28 protein-coding genes and 2 pseudogenes are annotated in these 26,940 nt (G+C 30.4%); 2 read left to right on the plus strand and 28 right to left on the minus strand.

What is annotated here, in order from left to right:
- Positions 1-54: 54 nt before the first annotated feature.
- From C3E89_RS02240 to C3E89_RS02270, 7 genes are all read right to left on the minus strand, one after another.
- A complete protein-coding gene (locus tag C3E89_RS02240; RefSeq protein ID WP_236910873.1) occupies positions 55-1,722 on the minus strand; it encodes a peptide ABC transporter substrate-binding protein in 1,668 nt (555 codons plus the stop codon).
- A gap of 523 nt (positions 1,723-2,245) precedes the next feature.
- The gene (locus C3E89_RS02245) at positions 2,246-2,506 is read right to left on the minus strand and encodes a hypothetical protein (protein WP_236910874.1); all 261 of its coding nucleotides are present in this window, start codon (positions 2,504-2,506) and stop codon (positions 2,246-2,248) included.
- 162 nt (positions 2,507-2,668) lie between these two features.
- Positions 2,669-2,842 (minus strand): hypothetical protein, encoded by a 174-nt coding sequence (locus tag C3E89_RS02250; RefSeq protein ID WP_236910875.1) that lies wholly within the window; start codon positions 2,840-2,842, stop codon positions 2,669-2,671.
- Positions 2,843-3,085: 243 nt separating this feature from the next.
- A complete protein-coding gene (locus tag C3E89_RS02255) occupies positions 3,086-4,447 on the minus strand; it encodes an aldehyde dehydrogenase (protein ID WP_236910876.1) in 1,362 nt (453 codons plus the stop codon).
- Between the two features lie 82 nt (positions 4,448-4,529).
- Positions 4,530-9,005, minus strand: coding sequence for a hypothetical protein (locus tag C3E89_RS02260; protein ID WP_236910877.1), 4,476 nt, complete (start codon positions 9,003-9,005; stop codon positions 4,530-4,532).
- Positions 8,998-9,750, minus strand: a complete 753-nt coding sequence (locus tag C3E89_RS02265; RefSeq protein ID WP_236910878.1) for a DUF6063 family protein — start codon at positions 9,748-9,750, stop codon at positions 8,998-9,000. The genes C3E89_RS02260 and C3E89_RS02265 overlap by 8 nt, the downstream gene beginning before the upstream one ends.
- A gap of 1 nt (position 9,751) precedes the next feature.
- Entirely contained in the window at positions 9,752-10,822 is a 1,071-nt protein-coding gene (locus C3E89_RS02270) for a hypothetical protein (protein WP_442870584.1), read from the minus strand.
- Positions 10,823-10,928: 106 nt separating this feature from the next.
- Here C3E89_RS02270 and C3E89_RS13470 point away from each other — a divergent pair, with 106 nt between their 5' ends.
- The gene (locus C3E89_RS13470) at positions 10,929-11,288 is read left to right on the plus strand and encodes a hypothetical protein (protein ID WP_442870585.1); all 360 of its coding nucleotides are present in this window, start codon (positions 10,929-10,931) and stop codon (positions 11,286-11,288) included.
- On the opposite strand, the gene C3E89_RS02275 is transcribed toward C3E89_RS13470, so the two are convergent.
- The 21 genes and pseudogenes from C3E89_RS02275 to C3E89_RS02370 form a co-directional block, all read right to left on the minus strand.
- Positions 11,220-12,302: a Wadjet anti-phage system protein JetD domain-containing protein gene (locus tag C3E89_RS02275; protein ID WP_236910880.1), complete on the minus strand. Its 1,083-nt coding sequence runs from the start codon at positions 12,300-12,302 to the stop codon at positions 11,220-11,222. The genes C3E89_RS13470 and C3E89_RS02275 overlap by 69 nt on opposite strands.
- Positions 12,287-12,883, minus strand: a complete 597-nt coding sequence (locus C3E89_RS02280; RefSeq protein WP_236910881.1) for an Rpn family recombination-promoting nuclease/putative transposase — start codon at positions 12,881-12,883, stop codon at positions 12,287-12,289. The genes C3E89_RS02275 and C3E89_RS02280 overlap by 16 nt, the downstream gene beginning before the upstream one ends.
- A gap of 99 nt (positions 12,884-12,982) precedes the next feature.
- The gene (locus C3E89_RS02285) at positions 12,983-13,624 is read right to left on the minus strand and encodes a rhomboid family intramembrane serine protease (protein WP_236910882.1); all 642 of its coding nucleotides are present in this window, start codon (positions 13,622-13,624) and stop codon (positions 12,983-12,985) included.
- Positions 13,625-14,061: 437 nt separating this feature from the next.
- Positions 14,062-14,430, minus strand: a complete 369-nt coding sequence (locus C3E89_RS02290) for a PIN domain-containing protein (RefSeq protein WP_236910883.1) — start codon at positions 14,428-14,430, stop codon at positions 14,062-14,064.
- A complete protein-coding gene (locus tag C3E89_RS02295) occupies positions 14,417-14,659 on the minus strand; it encodes a hypothetical protein (RefSeq protein WP_236910884.1) in 243 nt (80 codons plus the stop codon). The genes C3E89_RS02290 and C3E89_RS02295 overlap by 14 nt, the downstream gene beginning before the upstream one ends.
- A gap of 257 nt (positions 14,660-14,916) precedes the next feature.
- A pseudogene (locus tag C3E89_RS02300) lies at positions 14,917-15,021 on the minus strand (transposase); the annotation flags it as partial.
- Positions 15,022-15,238: 217 nt separating this feature from the next.
- Positions 15,239-16,264 carry a hypothetical protein gene (locus tag C3E89_RS02305; protein WP_236910885.1) on the minus strand — a complete coding sequence of 342 codons (1,026 nt, stop codon included), beginning with the start codon at positions 16,262-16,264 and terminating at the stop codon, positions 15,239-15,241.
- 194 nt (positions 16,265-16,458) lie between these two features.
- Entirely contained in the window at positions 16,459-16,863 is a 405-nt protein-coding gene (locus tag C3E89_RS02310; RefSeq protein ID WP_236910886.1) for a hypothetical protein, read from the minus strand.
- 83 nt (positions 16,864-16,946) lie between these two features.
- Positions 16,947-17,102 (minus strand): hypothetical protein, encoded by a 156-nt coding sequence (locus C3E89_RS02315; RefSeq protein ID WP_236910887.1) that lies wholly within the window; start codon positions 17,100-17,102, stop codon positions 16,947-16,949.
- A gap of 178 nt (positions 17,103-17,280) precedes the next feature.
- The gene (locus tag C3E89_RS02320) at positions 17,281-17,553 is read right to left on the minus strand and encodes a hypothetical protein (RefSeq protein WP_236910888.1); all 273 of its coding nucleotides are present in this window, start codon (positions 17,551-17,553) and stop codon (positions 17,281-17,283) included.
- Positions 17,554-17,659: 106 nt separating this feature from the next.
- Positions 17,660-17,863 carry a hypothetical protein gene (locus tag C3E89_RS02325; RefSeq protein ID WP_236910889.1) on the minus strand — a complete coding sequence of 68 codons (204 nt, stop codon included), beginning with the start codon at positions 17,861-17,863 and terminating at the stop codon, positions 17,660-17,662.
- Between the two features lie 33 nt (positions 17,864-17,896).
- A complete protein-coding gene (locus C3E89_RS13250; protein ID WP_272876552.1) occupies positions 17,897-18,025 on the minus strand; it encodes a hypothetical protein in 129 nt (42 codons plus the stop codon).
- 157 nt (positions 18,026-18,182) lie between these two features.
- Positions 18,183-18,473 carry a hypothetical protein gene (locus C3E89_RS02330; RefSeq protein WP_236910890.1) on the minus strand — a complete coding sequence of 97 codons (291 nt, stop codon included), beginning with the start codon at positions 18,471-18,473 and terminating at the stop codon, positions 18,183-18,185.
- Between the two features lie 149 nt (positions 18,474-18,622).
- Positions 18,623-19,366, minus strand: a complete 744-nt coding sequence (locus tag C3E89_RS02335) for a glycerophosphodiester phosphodiesterase family protein (protein ID WP_236910891.1) — start codon at positions 19,364-19,366, stop codon at positions 18,623-18,625.
- Between the two features lie 253 nt (positions 19,367-19,619).
- Positions 19,620-20,804: an RNA-guided endonuclease InsQ/TnpB family protein gene (locus tag C3E89_RS02340; RefSeq protein WP_236910892.1), complete on the minus strand. Its 1,185-nt coding sequence runs from the start codon at positions 20,802-20,804 to the stop codon at positions 19,620-19,622.
- Positions 20,797-20,931: pseudogene (locus C3E89_RS02345) on the minus strand (IS607 family transposase); the annotation flags it as partial. The pseudogene C3E89_RS02345 and the gene C3E89_RS02340, both read right to left, overlap by 8 nt.
- 309 nt (positions 20,932-21,240) lie before the next feature.
- The gene (locus C3E89_RS02350; RefSeq protein WP_236910893.1) at positions 21,241-22,143 is read right to left on the minus strand and encodes an acetamidase/formamidase family protein; all 903 of its coding nucleotides are present in this window, start codon (positions 22,141-22,143) and stop codon (positions 21,241-21,243) included.
- A 39-nt stretch (positions 22,144-22,182) separates the two neighbouring features.
- The gene (locus C3E89_RS02355; protein WP_236910894.1) at positions 22,183-23,376 is read right to left on the minus strand and encodes a dicarboxylate/amino acid:cation symporter; all 1,194 of its coding nucleotides are present in this window, start codon (positions 23,374-23,376) and stop codon (positions 22,183-22,185) included.
- Between the two features lie 688 nt (positions 23,377-24,064).
- A complete protein-coding gene (locus tag C3E89_RS02360; protein ID WP_236910895.1) occupies positions 24,065-25,156 on the minus strand; it encodes a copper amine oxidase N-terminal domain-containing protein in 1,092 nt (363 codons plus the stop codon).
- 184 nt (positions 25,157-25,340) lie between these two features.
- Entirely contained in the window at positions 25,341-25,928 is a 588-nt protein-coding gene (locus C3E89_RS02365) for a stalk domain-containing protein (protein ID WP_336512953.1), read from the minus strand.
- A gap of 124 nt (positions 25,929-26,052) precedes the next feature.
- Positions 26,053-26,343 carry a hypothetical protein gene (locus C3E89_RS02370; RefSeq protein ID WP_236910897.1) on the minus strand — a complete coding sequence of 97 codons (291 nt, stop codon included), beginning with the start codon at positions 26,341-26,343 and terminating at the stop codon, positions 26,053-26,055.
- A gap of 224 nt (positions 26,344-26,567) precedes the next feature.
- Between C3E89_RS02370 and C3E89_RS13405 the strand changes: the two genes are divergently transcribed.
- Positions 26,568-26,940 (plus strand): transposase family protein (locus C3E89_RS13405; RefSeq protein WP_236910898.1); only part of this gene is annotated, 373 nt, incomplete at its 3' end.

Raw genomic sequence — 26,940 nt, forward strand, 5'->3', positions numbered from 1 at the left:
AATGTCTTCTTTAATTTTAAATTGGATATAGCATCCACTGTTTTCTAATTTTTATTATTCAGCTATATCAGCATAAGTTATTACTGGATATCTTACAGGAACTTTGATTATTCCCGATACATTAGATTTCACAGTATATGGTTGAGTATAGAAATATACTGGTAAGACTGGCATATCTTCCATTAGCATCTTTTCTGCTTTTCTCATACTCTCCATACGAACATCTTGATCAATTGTTGATTTTGCTTCTTTCAATAATGCATCATATTCCGGATTATTATAATTAACATCATTGAAAGAACTGTCTGATGCCCATAAATCAAGGAAAGTCATAGGATCCATAAAGTCTCCTATCCAACCAGCCCTTGAAATTTGGTAGTCTCCTGATTTTTCTCTATCAAGTTTCACTTGGAACTCTACATTTTCAAGTCCTATTTCAATACCTAAAGCTGTTCTCCACATTTCTTGAGCAGCTTGTGCAATTTTCTTGTGGGATTCTGAAGTATTGTAAAGAAGAACAAAGTTACTGCTACTAAATTCTTCTATACTCATTCCTTCTTCAGCTAAACCTTCTTCCAATAAAGCTTTAGCTCCTTCTGGATCGTATTCAATCAAACTGCCTACGCCTTCTCTAAATTCTTTTCCAGTTTCATCTAATAGTCCGTAAGATACTACACCTTCAGCTGCAATTTGTCCACCTTGAGTTATATTCTTAACTATGGTTTCACGGTCTAGCGCCATGGATAAAGCTTTTCTTACCTTTACATTATTAAATGGTTTAATCTCTGGGTTTACATTATAGTAATAAGTACCAACTTGAGCTCCTATTTCTAATTCTGGATCGTTTTGAGCTTGAAGCTGGGCTACTACTGAAGTTGGAACATCTACTAGAATATGATATTCTCCACCTTCATATTTTTGCCAAGCTGTGTTTTGGTCTTCTATAATATCTAGATCAATACCATCTAATTTAATCTTGTCTGCATTATAGTAGGATTCATTCTTTTCTAATACAAGTTTAGCATTATGTTCCCACTTAACTAATTTGAACGGTCCATTAGAAACATGAGTTTCTGGTTTCTTTGCCCAATCTGGGTTAGATTCGACAACATTCTTGTTTACCGGGAAATAAGTATAAAATGCAGTTAATTCTAAGAAATATGCAGTAGGAGATTCTAGAGTTACTTCTAGAGTCTTCTCATCTAAAGCTTTAACTGCTACATCGTCTCTTGAACCTTGACCAGTATTATAAGCTTCTCCACCTTTGATATAGTAAAGTATATTTGCATAGTCAGCAGCTAATTCTGGGTCTAAAGCTCTTTTCCAAGTAAATTCAAAGTCTTCTGCTGTTACTGGGTCCCCATTTGACCACTTAACCCCATCTCGAAGGGTAAAGGTATAGGTTAGTTCATCATCTGATATTTCATAGCTTTCAGCCATACCAGGAACTAATTCTCCTTTTTCGTCAAAGGTCATAAGCCCTTCAAAAACATTCTCTAGTACCCAAGATTCATGGGTTCCTTGTGCCAATGCAGGATCTAGGGAACCTGGTTCACTACTATTATTTGATCTTAAAATCTTCTTTCCTCCTGTTTCTTCAGCTGGAGTTTCTTCAGATGTATCAGATGGTGTATCTGCTTCATCAGCTGGTGAAGAACATCCAGTAAAGAGCATTGCTACTACAAGAATAACGCTCATAAGAATTAAAAATTTCTTGCTCATTAATATTGCCCCCTTTTAAATTTATATTCCGCCAACACACGACGGAAAATTTGTGTATTATACTAAAAATCTAAAATCTGATAAAACAGATTTTAGAAAATTTATAAAGCTCCCCATATATTATATGGGGTAATCTTTCCTCATATTAATAGTATAGATAATTTTGCAATTCTAGAACATTTTATGAATTATTAAGCAAGTATTATTGCAATTTAATCATTATTCTGTATTTGCATCTTTCTAAGATCCATATAATTTATAAAACATTCTATCTGCTTTTTTTAAAGCTATTTAATTAGAAATACAAATTCCTTTTACTTATTTATTAAGTTTACTACAATTAACGTAAAATTTCAAGAACATTATGTGGAAAAAAAAACGAAAAATTGTACAAGTTAGGATAAAATCTAGATTTGTATGTGTAAATAAAATAATATAAAAATTTAAAAAGATGAAAGTTTATAAAACAAGGAACCAATTTTTAAAAAATTAGTTCCTTATCTTATCATCTGTATCTATTAAATTATTCAAATATTACCTTAAGTTTTATCTCTAATCTTGTACTTGGAATTGTATTGGATACTTCTAATGGTAATTTAAAGAATTGACTCCAAAGAGTTACTTGACCTGGTTTTTTATAGTTATCAAAATTATATGGTCTGATATCCCATCTTAGTTCTACCTCGTGTTCTACATTATTAGAATCTACTATTGTACCTATTTTGGGCAATGCTTCTCTAAAATCATCATAGGTTATATCTGCTGGAACTGTAAAATCATCCAAAGGTATTATTTCTTTTAATATAGTCTCCTATCCCCCATTTTTTAATCTTTTATTGTCTCTTAATTATAATGTATTCACCCGTCTAAATATATAGTACATCAATATTGTTCTTAAGTTTAGCAAAAATGGGGCAAAAGGCCTAGTCCCTTAAAAAAACTTAACCTATCCTTTATTCCTTGTAATAACTTTAATACCTAAACCGATAAGTATAAAAGGAATTAGTATTTTAACAAGTAGTCCAAAAGTTATAGCTACCCCTGTAATGGCGAAAATAACTATAGTCAATATAAAGGCAAATATAAGAGCAATAATTGAAGTTAAACATCCAAATATCATAGCAATCTCCTTATAATTTACTTTTTTATCTATCTACTATTAGTATATCAAAACTTTCTGTTAATTCTACTAAGAAATTGGTTTTCCTTAATTATAGTATATCATCGTAAAATTAAGAATAAAACCACATAAAATGTCGCTTTATAATGTGGCATTTTTACATATAAAAATGGTACAGGGAGAACCATCCCCGCTATCCCTATTCGTTATAGCAAAAGAGAATTCAATTTAAGAATTCTCTTTCTAAAAAAATCTTCTAATAACTTTTAATTTGTCTCTAAAAGGTGGATATCTAAAATTAGGATCAAAAGCATTACTTCTCTTTAATACACTTTTATAATGAGTAAATACATCAAAGCTACTCTTCCCATGATAACTGCCCATACCACTATTCCCTATTCCTCCAAAAGGTAAGTGAGGATTGGATAAATGCATTATTGTATCATTGATACATCCTCCACCATAAGAGGTGTTATTTATTATTTTTTCTATTTTTTCATCATTACTTGAAAAAAAGTAGAGTGCAAGGGGTTTAGAATGTGAGTTTATAGTCCCTATAGCCTCATCTAAACTACTATATTCTAGTATGGGAAATATAGGACCAAATATTTCTTCCTTCATAATAGGATCATCCCAGTAAATATCATCTATCAATGTAGGGGAAATATATAGTCTATCTTTATTATATTTACCTCCATAGATAATTCGTCCACCACTTAGTAATTTCACCAATCTATTAAAATGTTTTTCATTTATTATTCTTCCATATTCATTGTTATCTTGAATATTAACTCCATAAAATTTTTCTATATATTTAATGATATTTTGTATTAGCTGCTCTTTTACATTTTTTTGTACTAGAATATAATCAGGAGCAACACAAGTTTGCCCTGCATTTAAAAATTTCCCCCAAACTATTCTTTTAGCAAATAGCTCCATGTCCCCTTCATCGTCTACTATACAGGGACTTTTACCTCCTAATTCTAAGGTAACAGGCGTCAAATGCTTTGCAGCTTTTTCCATAACCATCTTTCCTATGGGAATACTTCCAGTATAAAAAATATAGTCAAACTTTTTATCTAAAAGAAATTTACCTTTTTCACCTATTACAACATAAATATATGAACTTGGGAAATTGTTGTTTATTAGGTTTTCTAATATTTTACTGGTGTGTTCTGATGTGCTAGAAGGTTTGATAATAGCAGTATTTCCTGCAGCTAAACTTCCTACTAATGGAGCAATAGATAGTTGAAAGGGATAATTCCATGGAGAAATGATAAGTGTATTCCCATATGGCTCTGGATATATATAATTTGTGGATTTAAAAGTAACAATAGAATCCTTAACTTTCTTAGGTTTAACCCATTTTTTTAATCGTTTAATTACAAAATCTATCTCATTTAAAACAAATCCTATTTCCGTTGAATAAGCTTCAAATTCGGATTTTCCTAAATCATCTTTTAATCCTTTAAGTATAGTTTTTTCGTTTTTTTCTATTATTTCCTTTAATTTAATCAAGTTCTTCAATCTATATTCAAGTTCTTTTGTTTTATTGCTTTTAAAAAAGTCCTTTTGGCTTTCTAGAATAGAATCAATATCATTCAATTATTTCACCCTTTTTTATAGTTGTCCAATTTCTACATTTAAAAAATATTTATATTTTTCAATGGGGCAGGGAGAGCCATCCCTACTGTCTCAGCCTTCGTCTTTCCCCATGCATTACTTTTCCTGTAATTAAACTATCCCTATCCCCTTCTCCAATTCTTAACTCCCAAAACACTGGAAATCTTTCGCTAATTTCTATCTTTATAATTTCAGGGGCAGCAAATGCTATTATTTGAAAATTTAGCTTATTAGCAATTTCAAACACAGGGTCTAGTATATGTTTAGCAGAAGCTTTTCCAAAAGGATTATCAAGAATAAGCACAGTCCATGGTCTTTCGTTTCCAACATGTCTTTTTCTATAGTTCATAAGCATCATAATAACAAAAGTATTTATTGAAAGAGTCTGTCCTCCACTTCCTTCAGGCATATCTCCTTCCCCTTTATTGATAGCTTCCCAAGTTGTATAATAATAATCTCTAGGTTTAGCAAATTTAAATTCATTTTTCTCTGTCATCTTATAAACCATAAGAGTAGGGTATCTTCCCTGAAGAGCCTTAGAAAATATAGTTTTATCGCTCATCAACTCTTTCAATTTCCTATCATCAATATCTTCAATATTATCATTTTCTTCAATTGCCTTCTCTATAGCTTCCACAAAATACTCTCTCAATAAAAATAATACATCTTCCTCGTCTCTAGGAAGTCTTTCTTCTCCTTTTAATTTAACAAGAGGAAAAGAATAATTATTTTCATTTATATATACCATACCAGATACCATTTCTTTAAGGGATTCGACTATCTTTATCACCCTTTTTGAAGCCCTGACAGACCATTGATTCCTTGCCTGTTCTGCTTTTTCCTTATCACTGGATAAAGTATTTAACTCTATTTGAAAATGGTTTTTCATACTGCTAAAGGATTCCAGATTTCTCCTGAATCTATCCACTTTCACCCTTTGAATTTCATTAAGTATTCTGTCCTTTAATAATTCATCATGTACTTTAGTTTCAACATTATCCTCAAATACTTTTAGGTGTTCTTCTCCATTGGCTATCTCTCTATTTAAATTATCTTCAATTTTATTATATCTTTTTAACCATTCATCCACTTCATCCTTTAGATTCCTAACAATCCTTTCTCTTAATATTTTATTCATCTTTCCCTTATGAAAATCCAACTCCTTATTGGCTTTTAAAGTAATAATATATTCATTTAAACTATATTTATAAGCCTTAGTTTCATCAAGTATCTTTTCAGCTTCCTTCAAAAATCTTTCATTATCCTTATATTCATTTTCAATATCAATATTCTTTTTTAAAAGATCTAAATCCTGCCACAGTTCAGGTGCTCTATTGAACCTTTTTCTAATCTTAGTATTAATTTTCACCATCAATTTTTTCTTTTCTTCTAAACTTCCTAATAATTTATCTCTATCTGATTTCAAATTATTCAGTTCATTTTTAAGGGTTTCTAATCTTTTCTCTATTTCTTCTATAATAATTATTATTTCATTCATGGAGAAATTCAAGTAATCATAATTCTCCCAAAACACATCTATTCTATCCAAATCTTTCATGCAATTTTCTATTTTTTCTTGAAAATAATCTATATCTTTTTGAATAAGACTAATTTGAGAATCTTTCCTTTCAAAGTCATTAACCAAAGTTCTTCTTTCATTTAAATCAATAAATATAGTATCTTCACTAATTATATAATTTGGTATAGTAGAAATTTCTAGTTCATTAGAATGAATTAAGTTTACTCTAGCATCAGGGACTACCTCTTTTATTTCTTCTAACTTCTCTTCTATTTCCATGTTCCATTTTTTAAATTCTAATTCATTAGATTCCTTTCTCTTACCAATTCTATAAATCTCCATATCTAATTCTTTAAGTTTAGTCCTAATTTCATCTAACCTTTTTGTATTTTCCACATATATTGTTTCTTCTCCATCAAGAAGCAATTTTCTCTCTACGTATTTTTCTAATTTGCCTAAATCGTCCTTTGTTTTTTCTCTTTGGGATTTCAAAGATTTCAATGTATTTTTCATTATAGCAAGTTCACTTTCTTCTTCATATATAGTAGCATTTATTCTCGCTACTTCCTTTTCCAATTCTTGATAAGCATTTTCATGTTTGCTAATATCTTTTAAAACATCAAAGGAATTTGCATTATTCTGCCAGTTTTCAATATCATTGAGTAATTTATTTAAATTATTCACTCCACTTTTCACACTAGCAATTGCTTCATTTATATGATTATATTCCTTGTCTATCTCATCAATCCAATTCATATACTGTTGGTTATAAATAAAATCATAACCTTTATTATAAACTAATTGAAATTCCTTACTATAATCTTTATTCATATTTTTTCTTAAATATATTGGGATTAAACTGTGAAGTAAAAAATCTTTAGAAATGCCTTTTTCTATTACCTTCCAATCCTCTTCATTTCCTATAACCAATCCATAAACAAAGGAAGGATTTCTAACTAATATGCCCTCTACCTCTTTTGGATCTAAACCATTTAAAAACTCCATCCCCGTTTGAACATTTATCCCCATATCCTGTATTTTTTCCTTTAGAGTCATTACATCTTTATTAGGTATCCAATAATTTCTATCTCGATTTAAAGATTTATCAATATTGTTTTCCCAAAGATTTTTTCTCAATTCTTCTAATCTAGTTTCCTTCTCCTCTAATGCCTCTTCCATCTTGTACAATTTCTCACCAATCCAAGTTGGGCTTATTTCTTCCCTAGTACTATCAATCCCTAATTCCCAGCATATTCTCCGCTTCAAATCCATTTCTATCTTTTCTACTTTATCTAATGATGTCTTAAGTTCTTTAAGTTTGTCTTTTTTATTTTTAATTTCTATTTCCAATCTGTTTTTTTCCAATTTTAAATTATTAATATTTTCTACTTTAGTATCTATATCAGATATAAGTTCTTCTATTTTTTCTTCCTTTTTCTCAAAATCCCTTTTCATATCATCTAATAGTTTTTCTGGAAAACTCATACTGAAAGGATCGAATATTTGGGATAAATTTTCAAATTCTTTATTTAGATTTTCTTTTTCAATTAAATATCTAATTATTTTATCTTCAAGATCCTTTTCCACTTGCAATACCTTGTCTTTACTTATACCTTTATTTTCTAATTCTCTAGTTAAAAAGTTTCTATATCCAAAATAGTTAGCAGAAATATCTTCCCATTTCAATTTTAATATTTCCCATTTTTCTTTTATTCTGCTATCTAATTCTTTTACTCTCTTTCTTGCATCATCTAATTCCAAAACTTCTATTAGCCTTGCTTTTTCATCTAGCTTTTCTTTTAAGGAATTATCATATTTATTCATATCTACTAATATTCTATTTATCTCATACAAATTCTTTTCCCTTTTTAGTTCTTCTATATTGTTTTCTTTTTCACTTATCTTGTTTTTTAATTCTACATTTTTTTCTTCAATTTCTTTTATCTCTCTATTTACTTCAGCATATTCTAAATTTGCCCTTTGAAATGATAATTCTTCTTCTTTTTCCTTGCTTTTTTTGATTTCATTTTCCCATTTTTCTATATTCTTTTCTGCGTTTTTTTCTTCATCTTTAATAATAAAGTATAAATCATTCCCATCAGCAATACATCTTTCCTTCATATCTAAAATCCTTGAACCTATATCTGCATTCTCTATTAAAGGATTCACCGCTGTTATTAAATCTCTAAAATCTCCTTCTCTTTTCAATAAAATTGGCAGGTTACGTGTTATATAAAGATTGCTTTTAAACATTTCCTTTAAGCTGTCACCATCACTATTATAATTCTTCATATTTTCCGATATAGCAGGGAGGATTAAATTATCAAATATAGCTTTATTATCCGTAGCTTTTTCAAAATAATCTCCAACTCCACCTTCTACTTTATTTATAACCTTTAAAATCTTCCATTCAGATTTATTGATACCCCATCTTTTCATATATTCATAGAAATTTGAATCAAGTCTTTTCACACTAGATTGAGAATATCTTACAAAATCCCTTCCATTATCCCCTATGAATTTTTCAAAGATTTCATAATCCACCGATTCTCTTTTATCCTTATCATAAACAGGGATATTCTCCAAGGTATAAAAACCATTATTCTCATGTTCATAAGTATAAAGAAAATAATTTAAGCCTACCTTTTCTTCCTCTTCTTCATTCTTCGAGGTACTTCTTTTATATGCTTTCATACATATACCTGTAATAAGCCATTTCTCTGGTAATGTATCTAATTTCCACTCTAATAATACATGGAGAGTATAGGGATGCAATCTACCTTTTTGATCATAAAACATGGAGATAACTTTGTTACCATTGTTCTTTCCCCACCTAGTTTCTGGCATCATTATTTGAAATAAAAGCTGCATCATTACCCCTTTTCCTCCACCGTTTTTCAATGTAAAAAGGGTATGGTCTGGCTCTTCATTCCTTGTAAGGTTATAAATAGAATTTTCATGTTCTTTTTTAAAACCATCATATTTACATCCAACCAACCTAATCTTAGAAATTCTAGGCATCTGAAAATTCCTCCTTCGTATCTTCTATAAGACCCATTATCTCTTCATACCTTTCCCGTCCATGATATAGATAGTCCAATCTTTCATACAATTCATCCTTAGGTATTATCCTTGATTCCTTAATCATATCTATAATGAGCCCTTCATCCTTTAGAGGCTTTAAAGCTTCATGAATAAACCCCAACCTTGTTTCTGCTGAAGTGCTAAAGGGAAGTTCCTCACTGGTTGAAGGCTTTGAATAAGAAAACTCTATCATCCACAATTTATAAATGTCCTCAATGGCTAGAGCCCAATCCTTTGAAAAGTTTTCTTCTTCCTTTCTCCTTTTTTCCCAAGATTCAATAGTCTTAGTTATAATCTCCTCTAATTTGTAATATGATATACCCTCTTCTTCTGCTCTAAGGCGTACAAACTTTTCCTTATCCATTTCCGACAAAAATATACATATGATTATATTTGCCAAATAAAAATACTTTTTCTTTTTAAGCCCCTTATATTTACTTTTCATATGAGTGTAGGAAGTAGCAAACATTGAATCATAGGAGTTACTAACTAAATGGATATTGCCCCCCACATGGAAAACTATAAGCCCTCCTTCATCTGCCATAGTCTTCACAATCTCTCTTACCTCCAAGTTGTCAATATATTCATTCCCCAATGAATCATTAATTGAAACTACTTTGTTTTTTAAAAGATAGAAAAAAACTTTAGAAGCTTTTTGGATATTTTCATTAGAATAACTCATACTAAGCCTCCTCCAGATATATAGTATAAGGAGAAATACGTATCTCATCCCATAAAAGGGGTTCTTTGTCAATTTCTATTTTGCTTTTTATCTTTTTCATATGAAGAGTTCTATACCTTTCATCCTTTTCACATAAAAGGCTAAAAAGCTTTAATCTTTCATCTATTCCTTCAAAATCTTCAACTAAAACTACTTCCGATATAGCAAACATCATAAATAGTTCAATATTCTCTCTTTGGCTGAGCCATCTTTGTTTATCTTCACTATTTATCTCATTTAATTCTCCAATCGAAAAATAACCTTTTGCTAAAAGAGAGTCAAATATACCACTCCATAACTGGGCTATAAGTTCCCAATCCGTTTCTTCAGTAAACCAATCTTCCTCTTCTTCTTCCTCATCATATTCTATTATCTCCTGTGTATAAGTCTTGACCATTTGCTCCTCCCAAGCCCAATTTAGCGGATAAATAAATTCTACTTGTGGAGAAAATAAAGGTGCTAATACCAATTCCAACTGCTCAAAATTTCTAAGACCATTTTTAACTATTGTATTTTGCCATATATCCCTTTTAAAACTAATATCTGAAGTTTTCCAAAAACTCTCCGGGTATTTAACCCTTACTTCCATTTCATAAGCTATATTTTCCATAACTATCTTAGCTAAATTATCATGAAGAACTCTAGCCTTCTCTAAATTTTGAAACATTATCTCTGCTTCATACCTTTTATCTTCAGGTAAAGATTCATATCTACTTTTCCATGAAAACATGTCTTCAAATACACTTTGTTCATCTTCAAATTGTTTTTTTATTTCTTCTTCTGTCTTTCTAGCATTTCTTCGTCTATCAAAGAAGATAACTTGAGGGTCCCTTATCATATCCTGTCTATAATCCTTCTCTCTTTTAATCAATGTTCTAACTCTGGCAATTAGATTATCCACACTATCCCTCGCCTTAGTAAAATTCCCTGTTTTTATTAATTGAAGAGTGTAGAATTGTTCTACATCAAAACCAAATTCCTCTAATATTTCTCTAGTAATAAAAATCATCTCTTGGGATTCTTCAGTAAGCATATATACAGTGGAGCCCCCTTCCTCCCAATGGCTATGCTCCCTATCCGCTATCAAATACCTAAATATATATTCTTCCCTATTTTCCGTTTCTTCGTTGTAAATAGTGGTGCTGAAACTTTCTTGTCTACTAGGTTCCCTATACCATAGGGTACCATCTACAACCCTTTCGATATTCTCCTTAGACGTTTCTATTCCCATCTCCCTTACTATCTCTTCTGCAATATGGATCATATCCATCCTAGTCCTATTAGGGTTTTCTGTTAATTCTCTTCTAAATATATTCAATAGAATAAGGAAAGATATTTCATGGGAAAATTCATTAAGTTCTCCAGCATCCATGCCCGTCCCTAACATCCTTATTGGTTCAATTTTTTTCATCCTATCAAAGAATCCACTTTCAATTACTCCCAAATCCATCACCTTTCAGGATATATTCATAAGTTATATACTCCTGTGGAATCCTTAAATCCCTTGTCCACAGTTCTTTCAATATTTCTCCATAATTATGAAGAGAAGGATTAACAAATTCATCTAATATACAATTTAAATCTAGAACATTTTTATTTTGTCCAATACAAGGATGATTTTTCCCAATACTTAAAAGATGTATATATGCTTCCAAATGTAGTCTTATATTTAACTCAGCATATCTTTCTTTAAAACTTCTATATATCATAAAGCCTTCAGGATCAACATCTCCAAAATATAGTATTTCTAATTCCAAAGGAGAAGCCAATTCTTCGATAAAAGAAAAACTTTTTATTATCTTTTTACCTTGACCAAAAATAAGTAAATCAGGTAATACTCCAAAAATATCTACCCCATTTTCGCAAGCTCTTTTATATGAAAAAAAAGTAGAATGGTTTTCAAGGATTATCACCTTTTTTATATTTTCTATTCTCCTTTTCCAGTATATGAACATTTCTCCATACTTTTTCATCTTTAAATCTTCATATTTAATATTCAACCTTGTAAGTATTTTATTATCAATCTTTTCTTTCTTTCTGGAATATAAAAACTTCTCATCGTAAAAAAGTTCCAAGGATCTTTCCTCTACGCTAGCCCATTCTCGATTTTCCCTTGCCTTTAAAAAATTATAAATATTACTTATATACTCCCATTCCCTTTTATTCTGATACTCCAGATGCCTTTCATAATATCCAAAATCAAGTAAATCGGACATTTTCAACATTTCATTTCTATCCCATTCTCCAACTCTTTCTTCAGTTATTATTTCCCATCTATTCTTAAGAGGAGGATTCATTCCATTATAGTTTGAACTATTTATCTCCTTCACTATCCCTTCGTCTACTGCCCTAGTAAGTCCATTATATAAACCTTTATATCCTCCTTTTTTTTCATATCCACTTTTACCCTTATATGCAAGGATAAGATAATTTTCCAATTCTTCAAGTCTAAATCGTCTTCTATTTTTAGTTTTTGTGTAATTGTTTGTAAATTTAATTATATTTTTATACATAATCTCACCACTTTAATAGATAAAAAACAGAAATCCTTCACTACGCTCAGGATGACACAATAAAAAATGGGATAGCAGGGACAGTTCAGTTCTCGCTGTCCCATTGTCCCAGTAAAAACTGGTACTCTTTGTTTAAAATATTCTGGTAATTCGTGGAATTTGGGTATCATATCCCTCAAGTCCGTCTTTAAATTCCACTTTTCTTTCCCATGATAAATTATCATGGGTATAATAATAGGTAATTCTTCTTTATTCTCTTTTTGTATTGTTGAAGTCCAGAACTCCAAAATATATTTTTGAACTTGAAATATTGCCAATTTATCTTTGTAGGATTTGTGTTCTAATAGAAAACATATATAGGCATCTCTATTATTTATTCTTACCTTATATATTAAATCCGAAAAGTTTTCTTGCAACTCTTTGCTTATAAAACTATCTTTTTGAAGTTCAAAACTTTCCAAATCTATTATATTTAATGCTTCTTTAGGTATATTATTTTCTATAAAATCTTTTGCTATTCTTTTTTGACTAAATACTTCTTTAAATGTGGTGTCATGTTTCTTTGTTATTCTATTTTCCATTTTCTCACCAACTTTTCGTTCTCCTTAAGATTATTATATCATTATAATAATATCTTTTCTATATATCTTGTGAGAACCGTCTCTGTTGTCCCATGGAATCTAAAATCTCTTCTTAAGAAACCTCTTGTATAAGAATATCCCTGCCAAAAACCCAAATATATGGGCCCACCATGCAACTCCACCTACCATGCCATATATACCTGAACGCAATTGGCTAATAAACCAGATGAATAAGAAGATTGGAGCCGGTACCCGTAAAACAAATGGTATAAATGGAACTAAAGTTACTATTCTAGCATGAGGAAACATTATGAAATAAGCACCCATTACCCCTGCAATGGCTCCAGATGCGCCAACTGTGGGTATATCAGACATAGGGTTTGAAACAAAATGAGCAAAACCCGCTATCAAACCCGTTAGTAAATAAAAAACTATAAATCCAAAGAAACCCATACGTTCCTCTACATTATCCCCAAAGAGCCACAATGACCACATATTGCTTATAATATGCATCATATCTCCATGGATGAACATACTAGTAACCAGAGGAATATAGGATTCAATTTGAGTCAATCCATCTACGAACCGAGATGGTATAAAAGCATATTTATATAACATCTCTATAACTCCATCATATGGCATGGATAGTTGATTTACAAACACTATCAGATTTATAGCTATAATAGACAAAGTAGCTATGGGCACTCTTCGCCTAGATGCAGTATCCCTTAATGGAAGCATATTATCCCTACTCTCATATCCGTTTTTTATATTATAACAAAATTAATTCTACAATTCTCTTTAATATCAAAAGAAAAGAACCAGCCTAAAAACTGATTCTCTAGTTGATTTTTTTATACCACAATAGTTTCTATTTAAACACTATCCTCTATTCCCTCTAATAATATTAATACCTATCCTTAGAATATTCTAATTGTATTTCTACTTCTAACATCTTTTACAGTACATCTTTAAACATTTCTTTAAGAGATAAATGAAAATCATCTGTTGCTTTTAAATTCCCATCATTAATCATATTTCCTAGTACTTACTTTGATAATATTAACATAGAAAATTCTCTTTCCGTAAAATCACGGATTATCTTACATTACATGAATAATAGGCTCTAGTTTCTTTTTATTATCGGGACAGTGAGAACCATGCCTGCTGTCCTGCGATTATCCTTCTAATAATTTGTTTAATTTCTTATCAAAAGTATAGACTTGGTGACCTTTTATTTCGTGGTATGCGTAAAGCAATGTATCTACAAAATCTAATCTCAGTTTACCGTAAAAAACTAAGGCTTCTTCAACTACGTCTAAGTCAGCCACCTTTAAATTTCTATATTGCAAAAGATTTCTAAGAGTATCACTTATCTCATCATTTTTTACTTTATATACCTTTTCAAGTACATATACAATCTCTGCAATCACTTCATTTGGTATAAACACTTCATTGTTTTCTAATATCTCTGTAGCTTTTTCAGCTAGCTCTTCTGAATCATTTAGAAGATATCTTAATACAATGTTTGCATCAACTATTTTCATGTTTTTCCACCACTGCATTTGCCCAAGCTCCCTTTTCTTTATCTTGAAGCTCTTCATTTTTATATTTTGCTAAAGCTCCTCTTAGGCTTTTCTTTTTAAGAACATCTAAACTATTTGTATTTTCATAAGGTAGTATAATAATTTCAACTTTTTTATTTCTTAATTCTTTAGGTATATCTATTATATCAGCTAATACATCACTGTTTGCAATCTTTCTAACAAAATTCATGATATTACCACTCCTTTCATGCTACAAAACAAATCTCTTATTAAATATATTATACCATTTAAATTATTATTAAAACACAAGTCAAATTAAATTTACCGAAGTGTTTAAATAATAACCATCATTATAGTCATGGTCTATAAATCGTAAAGCATAATTCCCTAGTTCATAAACTAATGTATGCCCAGGAAAATCTGAATCATAATCTTCAGTATCTGGATCTATGTTAATCTTGTGTAAAATATACGAACCCAGCACTAATATATTAATACATCTTCTAAACCTCTATTTTTCATATCATTTAACACCCTTAGCCAAAACTTAGATGGTTCATCTTCTCCTATCCAAATTCCTAATACTTCTTCTGGTAATATTAACATAAAAAATTCTCCTTTCTAGTTTAAATCTTTTTGATTCTTACTAGAAAAGAGAATTCTATTTCTTAAAACCATAGATTATCTTACATTACCTGAAAAATAACTTCTAGTTTCTTTTTATTATTGGAACAGTGAGTACCGTCCCTGATGTTCCAAAGGCTTTATGTGGACAAATTATCTATCCCCTTATCCATACATTGTCCCATCAAAAATCTTCAAGGGAAAAAAACTCATCGGAATATTCATTATCTGTTGAATAACTTTCAAGGGTAGATGTATACTGTAATTCACCCATAGAACCCTGCTGAAATCTTATTAAATAAGTATCCTTATTTATATAAAAGTTAAATTCTGTTGCATTTTCTGGATTATCTAAATTTTTATTTATATACATTATATGATAAACATCTTCATCTTCATCAAAGTAATGGGCATGTCCTCTTTTAAATCCATCTTTAAATCTTATAAAAGATCCCATATCACTTTCACTAAATATCTCTAAAAAGGATATTGATTCATTTAGAGCTGGTACTGCTATTCTAGGATATTGATGAACTAATTCTTCAAGGTTAGTTCCCTCTGCTATTCCACTATTTGTGTCCATACCATACATATATTGGTTTTTCAGTATTTCAAACACCTCAGAGCCTGACAATCCTGATGGCAAATTAAGTTCGTCGCCTCTAAAATATTCTGGCAATAGACATGTATATTTTTCTCCATTAAAAACCGTCATTGCAAAATCCGATTCTCTTGTTAAATATTCTCTCGTCTCATGAGTTACTCTAAATCTGCCACTCTCATCCTGGTCATAGTATATATCAAACTGGTCCGTTCCCATTGGCAATTCTTGATACCCACTGAAATGTACAGAATAGTTATCTGTTCTATTAGCTTGTTCTAAGGTCTTTTCAATTATTTCCTTAACTGATACTCCATCGAAATCTTCCTTATCTGGATATCCATATTCTGAAAACCTACCATCTAAGATTCTTGTACCATCACTTCTTACTTCCTTAATACTTAATTCTTCTAAAGTAGTATTACTACCATCGTTATTAATGAGTATTTGTCCTACAATATCTTCTTCATTTATTTTATTACCTATTACTTCATCATCCGTTAAATCATTATCAACGTTTAAACTATTATTACTAGAATTAGAACTACAAGATACTAAAACTAGTGGAATTATTAATAAAAAAATTATAATATTTAATTTCTGCTTCATTTACAAAATCCTCCTATATAATGTCTAAAAGGAGAACAAAACGGCTCCCCCATAAAGAATTTCATTCAATAATATAATAATTTAACAATCCAACTATTTTAATATAGGATCACCTATACCAAGACGATACCTTGGAATTTCAAATCTTAATTGCATTACCCCTGAAACTGGTATGGTTATCTTTTTATGATTTTCTATACTATTCTTCTTTTAATCCTTCTAATATCTACTTCATGTTTTCCTATTAGTTCTTTTAATATCTCATTTTCCTCAATAATAGTGTCAAGTTTAGCATTGGTCTCTTCTCTAAATTCTGTCAAGTCAGCTGTTTGCTCAGTTATAGCTTGTAACTCTTTTTTTATTTCTCTCTGTCCTTCTTCTAAGTTTCTCTGTCCTTCCTCTAAGTTTCTCTGCCCTTCCTCTAAGTTTCTCTGCCTTTCCTCTAAGTTTCTCTGCCCTTCCTCTAAGTTCCTCTGTCCTTCCTCTAAGTTTCTCTGCCCTTCCTCTAAGTTTCTCTGCCCTTCCTCTAAGTTTCTCTGTCCTTCTTTTAGACTTCTTAGCTCTTCTAATACTATTTTTTGAAATTCTTCATTGGTCATTTGAACACCCCCAATTTCATCTTGCACTTATATTTGATATTATATCATGTATTGTTCATAAAGATAACAGCTATTATAATTTATTATACATCTTCTATAATTTTCAATGCTGGTTTAAAAAAAGAACTAAACTTAAAGGTATTAATGGAGATACAAAGATAAAGCTGGATAATTATTAAAGTAAAATGCTTTTCATGATTTATTCCTAATAATGTATTTCCATTAAGTGCTTTTAACATCATAAGCTTATCCGTATTTAACATTCCATAGTTTGAACTAATCATTATATAATAATATATTTTATTTTGTATCCTTTACATCCACAACTATTTCAATTTCAAATTATTATATTAAAATACTCTGCTAATTTTAAATGTGCACTGCCAATTTACTTTAAGCTCATCTATATCAGATATATCATAAGTTCATAACCTGGTTCTTAGCATCCCATTGGGCTTGGTAGCCTAGGGCCTTATATACCTCTCCTACTGGAACTAGGGTTGTGGAACCATCCATTGTCGCCCTAATCTTAAGCCCCTCCCCAGATTCTATGGCTTCGTCGATTAGCAGATCGTAGAGCCTATATTTAATAGGGTTACTCTGGGCCCCTGAAATATGGGGAATTAAACTAAAACATAGTATAATAGATATAATTCCCATTGCTTTTCCTATTCTCCATCTTCTTTCCATAGATCTCCATCTTTCCTAGTATATTTTGAACATATGTAAATATTATACCATAATCCCCATGGGTTTCCTACCTATGGGGTCCTTTCGTATCCAATTCTCATTCTATTTAAGATTCCTCAAACTCATCATGCCTATCGTCATAATACCTGGTGTAACCTCCCTTATATTCATCGTCTGCATAGACATCAATATATACCCTATCATTATAATAGTCTCTAAAGATTTTATCGGATATCCTATCTAAAATATATTCTAGGTCTTCCTCCCTCTCTAGCTTTCTCCAGTCTGAAGGGGTAATATCTATATCCAATCGTAGAAATTGATAATAGTAGTACCATTATTATTATAAAAATCTTATTCCTTTTTCATTTTTATCCTTTTGTTCAGATGCTACACAGCTTAATCCCAAAATCCAGTTCCACAAGTTATCACCAAATATGAATTTTGTGCCTAATCCTATGCCTTCGTACACAAAAACACCTCACAAGTATTTTTACCTGTAAGGTGTTCATTTTCAACTTACTTCTTACCCAGTTTGCCTTTCGACAAAATTCGAGTGATACCCGGTACCTTTGCGAGGGGAAGATGCTTTTACTCCCTTGAGCTTGCTGGGGCTTGCTTTGCATTAACTAGTTTGCCCCTTTAATTACCCTTATCTCAACATCTTGTCTTTCAACTTTTTTATCAATTTCATTAACCTTTTCTTCAAGCATAGTTAATTTTTCATAAGTTAATTTATATCCATCATATAATGCCTTGTGATTCATATCCATTTTATTTTCAAGTCTAACTATATCGTGTTTTACCTCTTTAAACCCTTCTTTCATTTCCCTATCCATATTATCAATTTTTCCATTTAAATCGCTATACATCTTTGTCATAAATTCAAATAATTGCTCATTTGTTATATCCTTACCCATTCCGGTCCCCTCCACATATAAGTTATATCTATTATACCATTAATTTACTCCCTTATTCAATATAAAAAAGAACCCAAGGATATTTTAAAAAACATATTGTTAAATAGATAGCGGAAATAATAAAAAGACTTATAGTAAATTAGTACAATCTATTCTATTATCCACTTGTCGGCATGAAAATAGTCGGTATATATTCCCGATACTCCATTTTCATATAATTCTTCAAATACATACAATTCATTTATAGTATGGACATAGGTAAATACATCTATCTCCTTTAATTTCATAGGTAAAGAGGAATATCCCCTATCCTTTGGCATGGTTATGGCAAAGATTTTATTATTTTTGGCAAATTCTATTATTTCCTCGTCTGTATATTTAGACCTATATAAGGTCAATATTATATTATCGAATCCCATATCCCTAGCCAATTCATATTCTTCAAAAGAATATACCTGAGGAATTATTTGAGTCTGGATTTTTTTATGGTTTTCGTATATATATTTTAAAAGCTTTTTATTATCCCCTTTAGTATCTGTAACTAGGTATACATCTCCTTTATTTTCAAGCCATTCCACTATTTCACTAAACTCCAACAAAGTCAAATCCATAAAGACAGGAGAATTTTTAAATTCTTCTAAACTCAAGACCCTTTCTTCAGTCATAAAGAGCCTTTCTACCATAGGATCCCAATCGTGGATTGCTACTACTTCACCGTCAGATGTCCATTCAAAATCCATCTCTATTAATTGGAATCCATTACTATAGCTTTCCTCTAAAGCCTCTAGAGAATTAGTCAGCTTAAAACCGTAAATAGCACCACCTGCATGGGCTACTAAGGGAGGTGGTGAAAGTTTATTAAAACCTTTAAATGCAATAGAATCCCTATTCATAATCAAAATTCCAAATATGAATACCCCTATAATAAAAAATACAATTATTTTTCTATTAAATGATGATTTCTTCAATATTAGTCCGTTACTGAAAACTTATAAAACCTTGTAAATAGCTTGTAAAAGTTTATGTTTCATTCCTTATTCAACGTATCCACTTTCGGATTAATCCTACTTGTATGGTCTTGATACTCCAAAGGCTTAAATTCCCCACTAACGTATGGGTACATAGAAATAGTATCTTTTAAGTGATTTATGCTATTTCTTGACCATAGTTTTTAAGATTTAAACTAGCATTATAATCTCTATCTATTTTACAACCACAATATTCACAGATATATTCCCTATCACTCAACTTTAAGTCTTTTTTATATGAATTACATTGACTGCAAATTTTACTGCTAGGAAAATATCTATCTGCTACTATAAATTTTATATTATTCCATTCACACTTATATTGTATTTGTCTATAAAATTCATGAAACCGTAGTTGTTGTATAGCTTTAGATAAATGCTTGTTCTTCATCATTCCACTTACATTCAAATCTTCTACTACAATAAAGCTTGGTTTTCGCTTTATTATTTCTGTAGTTATTTGATGTGAGTAATTATGACGAATATTTGTAAGCCTTTGATTTAACTTTTTAAGCTGATTTTCTAGTTTTATAATATTTTTTGTTTTCTTGTAACGGACTTCACCACCTTTCATTTTAATTTTATTCATTTCATATTTTCTTGAAACTTTTCTTTGTAGCCTTTTCTTTTTCTTTTCCAATCTTTTTATTTCTTTTGTTTTATTTATATTTTTATAGATACTACCATCACTGCAAATTGCTAAATCTAAAACTCCTAAATCTATTCCGATACCTTCATTTGTTGGTGTATCTTTTATTTCTGGATATTCTATGCCAACTGATATCCACCAGTTAAGTCCATCAAAAGATACTCTTGGATTTATATACTTAATACCTTCACCATAAGGTATTCTTTCTCGTTCACATAACCTTATCCAGTTTAATTGTTGCTTGTTTTTCTTTCTGCTGGTTGTTAGTTTTTCTAGTTTCACATGGGTTCCAGTGAATTGTATCTTGTTTGTGTCTACATAAAATGAAGGCTTAGACTTTTTCCTGCTTTTAAATTTAGGATATTTGCTTTCTCCTTTAAAGAATTTAATAAAAGAATCACAAGCGTCTTTTATTGCTTGTTTTGTGATATTGTTAGAATAATTATTTAGCCAACTATATTCTTCTGTTTGTTTTAATTTAGTAAATTCTTTCCTAAGTTCCCCATCAGAAATAAACTTTCCTCCATTTTTATAATTTTCTATTTGTTTATTTAGCGTCCAATTGTATGCAAATCTAGCTACTCCTGCTGATTCAAATAATTTTGTCTTTTGTTTGTTATTTGGTTTAAGTCTAACCTTAATGCCTTTAATCATCCTCAGTTAGCTCCTTAATCATCCTTTTAGCCTTGTTTGCCTTTTTACCTTGTAGTCTACAACTAAAAACAATTATTATTTGTATCATATCTTCTACTAATTCTTGTTCTTCAATGTTTGTGGAGTTTTTCCTATTAATTTTGAAAATTCTCCAATTGCATATTATTACCTCTTAATTTTATCTTACCACAAACATTAATGTTAATTAACAATTTTTTATAGAGTTTTATAATGTTTTTTTAACAGTCTCCTTCCCTCCTAAACCTTATTAAGCATATTCTTCTTCGCTCTTTAAAAACCTATATTATATAGTATATCATCTTTAATTTGTATCCATTTGTTTTACACCTAATTATATCCTAATGGTCTATGGAAGGCAATATTGTTTACTCTTTAATTAATAAAGACCACTATAAAAGTGGTCTTTACTTATACTCTATCTATTTATTAATCTTTCTGTTGATACAATATCTTTTGGGATAGCCGCTCTGACGGTTTTCTTTGGATTTACAACCTGTGATATCTTCATGTCTACAGATATACTGGTTAAAATATAGGCATCTTCCCATTCTAATCCTAAACTATCTTTTAAAAGTTTTACTGCTTGATCAGAGGCAGTATATAAGGCATCTTCTAGATCATCGCCTGACGCAACAATCATAGTATACTTATCTGTTTCTATTAAAGGCCACTCAATTGTCTTATTCTTAATTAATTTGACTTCAAGTGTAACCTCTGCAGGTATCTCTAATCCTGTAAAGCAAATCTCACCGTCTCCCATAACAGCATGACAATCTCCTAATGCCAATAAAGCACCTTTTTGATTAACTGGGAAGTATAGTGTTGAGCCTGCTCTAACGTCTGTAGTATCCATATTACCACCATGTTTCCATGGTGAATTTGTTGCCCATTCTCCATCTTCTTCTGCTGATGCTACTCCTATAACTCCAATCATTGGATCAATAGGAATCTTAATCCCTTCAAAGATTGCATGACCATCTTCTATATCAAATACTCTAATAGTAGATTTTCCTACCTTATCTCCCAATGCACCTTCACCTACTACAACAGCTGAAACTCCTTTATCCGCTACATTAATATCAAGAATTTTTACTTGTAATATATCTCCTGGTTCTGCTCCTTCCACATATATAGGACCAGTAGCTGGATTAAGTCTATCATGATCAATCCCTTTCATTATTTGATCTTCTCTTTGTATTTGTTGGAAAAAACAATCATTAGTTTCAACTTTAATTACTTCATTAGGTGATATTGATTCAATATGCTCCATATTTGGGGTAAACTTATAAATAACTTTGTCTCCTGAAATTGTCTTCATACTATCTCCTCCATTATATTTAATCAATAAAAGTACTTATTATTTATCGTCTGATAATAAATTTAATTTACGAGCTTTTGTATCTACAATTACTGCCAAAGAACTGTTACCACAAACGGAAGTTGCTGTTCCAAAACTATCTTGAGTCAAATAAAGTGCAATCATAAGTGCTAGTTGGGTTTCATTAAATCCTAAAACGCCTTCTAATAAAGCTAAAGCTGCCATTACAGCACCCCCAGGAATACCAGGAGCAGCTACCATTGTTACACTCATTAAAAGAATAAACCCAAGAATTACAGTAAATGGCATTGTTATAGAGTCTACCATCATTACTGCAGCAGCAAACATTGTTATAGCTATAGAGCTACCAGGGAAATGGATTGTAGCAGTAAGAGGTATAAAGAAATCCCTTATTTCCTTAGCTACGCCATTTGCTTTAGCTGTCTCAAGAGTTAATGGTATTGTTGCAGCTGATGACTGTGTTCCAATTGCTGTTACATATGAAGGTATTTGATTCTTTATAAACTCTTTCACTGTAATTCGTCTATCACTATATATTGATGCAATTAGATATTCTATTAGGTTAGCAATTATCTGGAATACTATTACAGCAATAAATACTTTACCATAAACTGAAACTACCTGAGTAATCCTACCTGAATAGGATAATTCAAAGAAGATTCCTGCAATATAAAAAGGTAGAAATGGTATAATTGTCTTTTCAAGAACCATACTTATGATATTTTGAAATCCATCAAAGAAATCAAACATAGTTTTATTCTTAACTATTGAAATTCCTACCCCTAGTATAAAAGCAATTATTATACTAGAAGTAATATTAAATAAAGGCGGCATATCTATTTCAAATATTGGTAGTAAAACGTTTTCTTTAAAGTCAGCTTCAACTACCTGGGTGCTAAAGTTTATAAGTTTTGGTAATATGCCCTTGGACACAAAATAAGCTAAAATACCCCATAACACTGTGGAAAAATATGATAAAAAGACAGAAAAACTAAGAAGTTTACCAGCTCCACTACTAATATCTGCTATTCCACGAACAACGAAGCCGATAATAATTAAAGGAACAATAAAACCTAAATAATTACCAAATATGCCTGTAAAAGTTTTAACAATCCTTCCTATTACTTCCGGTGCAAAAAGCCCAATAACTGCACCTAATACAATTCCAATCAATAGTTTTGGAAGTAGTCCTAATTTCTTCTCCTTTGCCATAAAAAACCCTCCTCAATATAATCTTAGTGTCAAAAAAATATATTTTGACACCCAAACTTTGATTTATAATTCCTTTCGATGGCTTAACAAACAAAACTTTCAGAATCTATAGGTTCTCTTTCTGCTTGAATTTCATCATCAACTAAAGCAATTTTCTATCTTATTCACTTATAATAATAGAAAATCTCTTATCCGTTTCTTTTTAGTCTATCTTGGACTTTCTTTTGTTAATTTTGTAACATTTTGCTGCATAAAAAAAACCCTCAGATTCTATAGTTTGTTACTAAAATCCACCTCCTAAAATTTTTTATTAAAATAGAGGGTTAGCTTCTAATATGATTGTAAATCCTTCATAAATGGTTATCAAATGCAGTATTCTCATGTTTACCTCAGCTTATCTCCTGTTATCGAATTAATAGCACCTTAATCTTAGGATTTCGACATTTGTATAAGATATATTTTGTCGTATTTGTTATATTGTTGGTATTTCAATGTTTCCTTTAATAATCTATTAAGTTGGTAGTTTAAGGAATGCAGTAGGAAAAATTCCTATTGCATTATTAAAACTGCCTTTGGTACTGCTAAAAAAAATATACTCCTTTCTGATTTTAATCTTGTTTAGATTCCTACCAGAAAGGAGCATTTAATTTTATTTGAACAAATATTTAATTACAGTCCCTATACTTCATTACCTTTCAATTTTAGTAAATGTTGATTTTCCTGTATATAGGTCCATATCATATTCACCTATTCTATCGCTTTTCATATAAATATCTCCCTCTATATATGAATAATAATAGTCATCATAGTAGCGATCATAATAGTAATAATCATAATAGTACGCGATTTCATCAGATATTTTATCTAAAACTCTTTTTATGATTTCAGGCTTAAGGTCATTCCATTCAGATTCATAGCTGCTGGGAATATCAATCTCAAAATAAATGGTACGTCCACTAACGTCTAAACTACTTAAGTAAGCACCTCTAATTCCTTCATCGTAAAACTCATAATATACTATGTCATCTATTTCTTCATCATAAGTACTTAATCTTCTATCATCATAAGAAATACTTAAACTACTATTCTTCTTTTTACTAAAAGTCAATACATTTCTTCTATAATATTCATCATATACGGACCCATAAATGTCTGCATTAGTGAATTCTGAAGATATAATATCTGTTATATCTTCTATCATAGCTTTTCTATTGCTATAACTTATCCTGTTCCAATAGTCTTCTTGTCTTTTATCTCTTAAATCCATAACTATTTCTACGTCTATTTTGTTTTTATTCTCCTTTAATGTTATATCGAAATATACATCTTCATAAGTACCATAATTATTATTTAATTTTTTCTCAACAGCCTTAAGATCTGTTTCTTCAACTACATTTTTCTTAAACTTCTCAATTTCCTTTTTTAGTTCAGCAATTTCCTTATCCTTTTTCTTTATCTCTTCTTCATATGCTTTTGATTTAACATCTATAATCTCTGCTGTATGGGTTTTCCCATCCCATTTGACCTCCATACCCATTAACTCTGCAATAGCCCTTACTGGCACATAAGAACGACCGTTGACTGTAAAAGCAGGTGTATCATATTTGTTCTCTATTTCTTTAGTAACATCTTTACCATCTACTTTAAATTTGATTCTACCGAAGGTAGCTGTAAGTTTTTTCTGATAGACCTCATTGGTAGCTACGGCAATGGTACTTAAAGCCAGTACTAGTATTATTGAAATAACTAATACTTTCTTTAACCTATCATTTTTAAACATAGTATCCCTCCCAAAATTATCATCTCGTATATTATTGTATCATCATCTAAGGGGTATTTTCAAATGTTTTTAGACATTTCCATTTTAAAGCAATAAGATAGTAAATTAGTACCACCTATTCTATTATCCATTTGTTGGCATGGAAAAAGTCAGTATAAATACTTCCTATTCCCTAAAAATTGCTCTAATATTTATACCTTAAATTTTTAATTGCTATTGTTCCAATCCCATTATATGTATTATTCCATTCCAATATCAACTCAAATCTTATTTTTTGTACATTTTTTGTACTAATTTCAAAATCAATTGGATCTGACATTAACCTAACCCTTTCACTCTCATATAAAACATTGTCATTTTCATCATAGATCTTTATTTTGCCATTTACTCTCTTATCATCATCTGTAAAATCGTATTTTCTAAAATATGATGGAATATCATCTAACATAGATATTATACCCGATACACTTTTCGTCTCGCTAGGTAAAGTGTATATGATTGATTCTTTACGAAAATATATCTCATTGCCATTTTCATCCTGCCAATGGGGCAAACCATACACACCTTGAGCATACAAGGATATACCCTTTATATCTTCCCTAGTCTTTATATCTTTTGTTACTTTAGCAATTGGCTTTTTATAAAAAAATTTATTCTCATCTTGCTCTTCTCCAATAAAAATAGTTCCTGTTTTACCATCCCAAGTTACCTTTTTCCCCAACTCTTCACTTATATACCTTAATGGAACATAGGTGGTCCCTTCATAAATAATTTGTTATATTCTTACTCATTTGCGATTCCCTCCACATATAAGTTACATTTATTATATCATTAATTTACTCCCCTATTCAATAAAAAAGGATCCCTTTGGATTTTACTCCGATGGGATCCTTCTATTATTTCACTCCTTTGATTACCCTTATCTCAACATCCTGTCTTTCAACTTTGTTATCAATTTCATCAACCTTTTTTTCAAGTGTAGTTAACTTTTCATAAGTTAATTTATATCCATCATATAAAGCTTTATGGTTTGTATCCATTTTGTGTTCAAGTCTAGCTATGGATTGATTTGTCTTATCTAAATCATCTTTTGTTGCTATATTTTCTTTCATTCCTTGCATTTCGCTATACATCTTTGTCATAAATTCAAATAATTGTTCATTTGTTATATTTGAATTTTCACCCAATCCGATCCCCTCCACATATATAAACTATATTTATTATACCATTAATTTAGCACCTTATTCAATATAGAAAACTATACAAATTTTTGAGTTAATAATTAGTCGCCAATCTTTAGTTTTGTGCATAAAAAAAGAACCCCGCAGGATTTCTCCTTTGGGATCCTTCTTTATCTCGTTAGCAAGTTTCGACAAAAGTCGGGTGGTACCCGGTACCTTTTAGTTTACAAGTGCAATCTAATTTTATCACACAATTATTAAATTTAAAAGGGGTTAAAGTAACTAAAATATCGCATGAGGATTCTTTCGTTAAAATCTACATTACAACTGATCCAAAAGAGCATATTTGCCCTGCTTGTGGTGCTAAAACTTCTAAAATTCATGACTACAGAGAACAGACAATTAAGGATTTACCTTTTCAATTTAAACATACCTATCTTGTACTTAGAAAAAGAAGGTATGCTTGCTCTTGTGGAAAAAGGTTTTATGAGTCTTATGACTTTTTACCTCGCTATCACCGCATGACTAACCGTTTAGCATTTTTTATTTGCCAAGAGCTTACCAAGCTAACTAGTCTAACTTCTGTAGCTAAAGTGGCCAACG

The organism is Clostridium sp. Cult1, assembly GCF_021655095.1.
Taxonomy (GTDB): domain Bacteria; phylum Bacillota; class Clostridia; order Tissierellales; family Tepidimicrobiaceae; genus Schnuerera.